Below are 3523 nucleotides of genomic sequence, written 5' to 3'. Positions count from 1 at the left end.
GGTGGCGTGAACTGCTCCGACCACGAGGTCAACATCAAGATCCTGCTCAACCAGGTGGTGGCTGCCGGCGACATGACCGAGAAGCAGCGCAACCAGTTGCTGGCGCAGATGACCGATGAGGTGGCCGAGCTGGTGCTGCGCGACAACCGCCAGCAGACCGCCGCCATCAGCCTGGAGCTGTGTCAGGCGGCCTCGCTGCTGCCGGTGCACGGACGTCTCCTGCAGGCCCTGGAGAAGGCCGGCACCCTGTCCCGCACCCTAGAACGGCTGCCCGACGATGAGATTCTGGGCGAGCGGCGCCGTCAGGGGCGCGGTCTGACCGGGCCGGAGCTGGCAGTGCTGCTGGCCTATGCCAAGCTCGACCTGTGCTCGCAATTGCTGGCCTCGGAGCTGCCCGATGAGGCAGCCCTGGCGCCGTGGTTGTCGACCTATTTCCCGACCGCGCTGCGCGCGCGTTACGCGGTCGAGATCGGCCGGCATCCGCTGAAGCGCGAGATCATCGCCACCCAGCTCGCCAACGCCGTGCTCAACCGCATGGGCAGCAGCTTCGTCTTCCGCTTGGCGGAGGAGACCCGGGCCACGCCGGCGCAGATCGTGCGCGCCTGGTGCCACGCCGATCGGCTGCTCGGTGGCGCTGCCCTGTGGGCGGCGCTGGAGGCGCTGGAGCTGGCGGTCGAGGTGCAGTACGGCACGCTGCTGGAACTGCGCAAGGCCCTGGAGCGGGTGACCCGCTGGGTGTTGCGCTTGCCCGCCGAGGGCCGCGCGGTGCGGCTCGCGGCCTTGGAGCGGCGGCTGCCGGCGCTGCTGGCGCAGGCGCAGAGCCTATCCGGCTGTGCCGGGGAGCGGACCCGCCTGGAAGCGGCTGGCGTCGAACCGGCCCTGGCGGCGAAGGTGGCGTGCCTGGAAGCGGTGCTGTCGCTGCTGGACATCGCCCGCCTGGCCGAGGATCACGCTCTGGCCGAGCATGCCGTGGCCACGGTCTATTTCGGCCTGGAGCGGATGCTGCGCCTGGACTGGCTGCGCCGCCTGATCAACGCTCTGCCACGCGACAACCGCTGGCAGGCCATGGCGCGCAGCGCCTTCCGCGACGAGCTGTACCAGGAGCACGCGCGGCTGACGCTGCACGTGCTGGATGGCGCTGCACGGGAGCCGGCGGAAACCCGGCTGGCGGCCTGGCTGGATGAGCGGCGCGAGGCCGTGGCCCACTGCGGCCGGCTGTTCGATGAGCTCAAGGCGATGAGCCCGGACTTCACCCTGCTGTCCGCGGCGTTGCGCGAGGTGCGCAGCCGGCTGGCGACTTGATCTCCCCCTGACCCTCCCCGCTTGCGGGGGAGAGCGTGGCACGGCGGCGCCGGGAAGACCCGGCGGGACTCAGTATGCGCCTTCCACGAGGTTGCTGGGGCGGCCGGCGACGAAGTTCTCGATGTTGTCCATCAACTGGTCGGCCAGGGCCTGCTGAGCCTCGTCCGAGGCCCAGGCGACGTGCGGCGTAACGATCACGTTGGGGCGGCTCGCGATGCGCATCAGCGGGCTGTCGGCAGGGGGCGGCTCGGCCGCGGCAACATCGAAGCCGGCGCCGCTGATGAGACCCTCGTCGAGCGCCCGGACCAGATCCTCTTCGACCACGAGCCCGCCGCGCGCGGTGTTGACGATCAGCGGGCGGCGCTGCATCGCGCGGAACTCGGGCATGGCGAGCATGCCGCGGGTTTCGGGCGTGAGTGGACTGTGCAGGGTGATGATGTCGCTGGTCGCCAGCACCTCGTCCCACGGCGTATAGAGCGGGCCGAGGCCGGACTTGCCCTTGTGGGCGGCGAACATCGGCACCATGCCGAATGCCTTTGCGATCTCGGCGACGCGCTGGCCTAGCACACCCTCGCCGAGGATGCCGAGGCGGGCGCCGGCGAGGTCGTGGATGGGATGATTGAAGAAACAGAACTGCCCCGATTTCTGCCACGCGCCGGCCAGCACCTCGTCGCGGTAGGCGACGAGGTTGCGGCGCAGCGCAAGAATCAGGGCGAAGGTGTGCTCGGGCACGGTATTCACCGCGTAGCCGCGGATGTTCGCCACGGCGATGCCGCGGCGCTGGCAGTAGGCCTTGTCTACGCAGTCGGTGCCGGTGGCGGCGACCGCAACGAGGCGCAGCTCGGGCAGCCGTTCCAGCGCGGCGGCAGGGAGTGCCACCTTGTTGGTGATGGCGATGGAGGCGCCGGCGAGGCGTTCGACCACCTCCTCCGGGCGCGTCCTGTCATACTCGATCAGTTCATGGGCGAAGCCGGGCTGGCGCAAGCGGATCTGCGGGGCGATGGTGGCGCGGTCGAGAAAGACGATCTTGTGCATGGTGTTCTCTTCGTGTCGGGGTCAGAGGTGGCGCTTCGCCTCGGCGGCCACCGCCGCCGGTGTGATGCCGAAGTGCTCGTAGAGTTGGTCGGCCGGGCCGCAAGCGCCGAAGCCGGTCATGCCGACGAAGCCGCCGCGGCTGCCGAGGTACTGGTCCCAGCCGAAGCGCAGCGCCGCCTCGACGGCCACCCGCACCGTGCCTTCGCCGAGCACGGCCTTGCGGTAGGCAGCATCCTGCGCGTCGAAGAGTTCCCAGCAAGGCATCGACACCACCGCCGTCGGGATGCCTTCGGCCTGCAGGCAGGCGCGGGCCTCCAGCGCCAGGGCGACTTCGGAGCCGGTCGCCAGCAGCGTGACCAGGCGCTTGCCACCTGCGGCCTCGGCGAGGACATAGGCACCGCGCCGCGACAGGTTCTCGGCCGTAGGGGTACGACGCACCGCCGGCAGTGCCTGGCGTGAGAACACCAGGGTGGAGGGGCCGCTGCGGTGTTCGAGCGCAATCTCCCAGCACTCGGCCGCCTCGACCGCATCGGCCGGGCGCATCACCAGCATGTTGGGCATGGCGCGCAGCGAGGCGAGGATCTCGACCGGCTGGTGCGTCGGGCCGTTCTTGCCGACGCCGATCGAGTCGTGGCTGAACACGAACTTCACCGGCAAACCCATCAGCGCGGCCATGCGCATCGCCGGGCGCTCGTAGTCGGAGAATGCCAAGTAGGTGACCGCCAGTGGGATGATGCCGCCGTGGGCCGCCATGCCGTTGGCCATCGCGCCCATCAGGTGTTCGCGCACGCCGCAGTGCACATAGGCGCCGCGGCGGTCCTCGGCGGTGAAGGCGGCGAGGCTGCGCTTGTGGCTAGTCGGCGCCTCGAGGTCGGCGCAGCCGACCATGCGCTCGGGCAGCACCGCGGCGAGGAGGTCGTTGATCTCGGCGGAGGCGAAGATGCCGGGCTTGGGCTCGGTCGCGGCGGCGGCGCCGCGCTTGTAGCCGGCGAGCACCTCGTGCCAGCCGGCGGGCAGTTCGCCGGCCTGCACGCGCTCGAACTCGGCGCGCTCGGCGGCCGGTAGCGCGGCGAGGCGGGCTTGCCAAGCGTCGTAGTCGGCGCGGCTGCGGCGGCCGGCCGCGCGCCAGGCGGCGAGAATGTCGGCGGGAGTCTCGAACGGGGCGTGCGGCCAGCCGAGGAGTTCG

Annotated in this window: 3 protein-coding genes; 1 reads left to right on the top strand and 2 read right to left on the bottom strand. The window is 70.9% G+C overall.

The genetic code is table 11. The features are described 5' to 3' along the window. Positions 1 to 1302 (top strand): NAD-glutamate dehydrogenase domain-containing protein (locus tag VNJ47_00975; GenBank protein ID HXG27407.1); only part of this gene is annotated, 1302 nt, incomplete at its 5' end. A 69-nt stretch (positions 1303 to 1371) separates the two neighbouring features. Here VNJ47_00975 and VNJ47_00970 read toward each other — a convergent pair. Together VNJ47_00970 and VNJ47_00965 are read right to left on the bottom strand one after the other, a co-directional pair. Beyond that, positions 1372 to 2337, bottom strand: coding sequence for a D-2-hydroxyacid dehydrogenase (locus VNJ47_00970; protein ID HXG27406.1), 966 nt, complete (start codon positions 2335 to 2337; stop codon positions 1372 to 1374). Between the two features lie 21 nt (positions 2338 to 2358). Continuing rightward, positions 2359 to 3523: transketolase C-terminal domain-containing protein (locus VNJ47_00965; protein HXG27405.1), on the bottom strand; the 1165-nt coding region annotated here is incomplete at its 5' end.

Source organism: Nevskiales bacterium (genome assembly GCA_035574475.1).
Taxonomy (GTDB): Bacteria; Pseudomonadota; Gammaproteobacteria; order Nevskiales; family DATLYR01; genus DATLYR01.
Note: the sequence above shows the minus strand (reverse complement) of the source record. Positions and strands in the feature narration are given on the sequence as shown.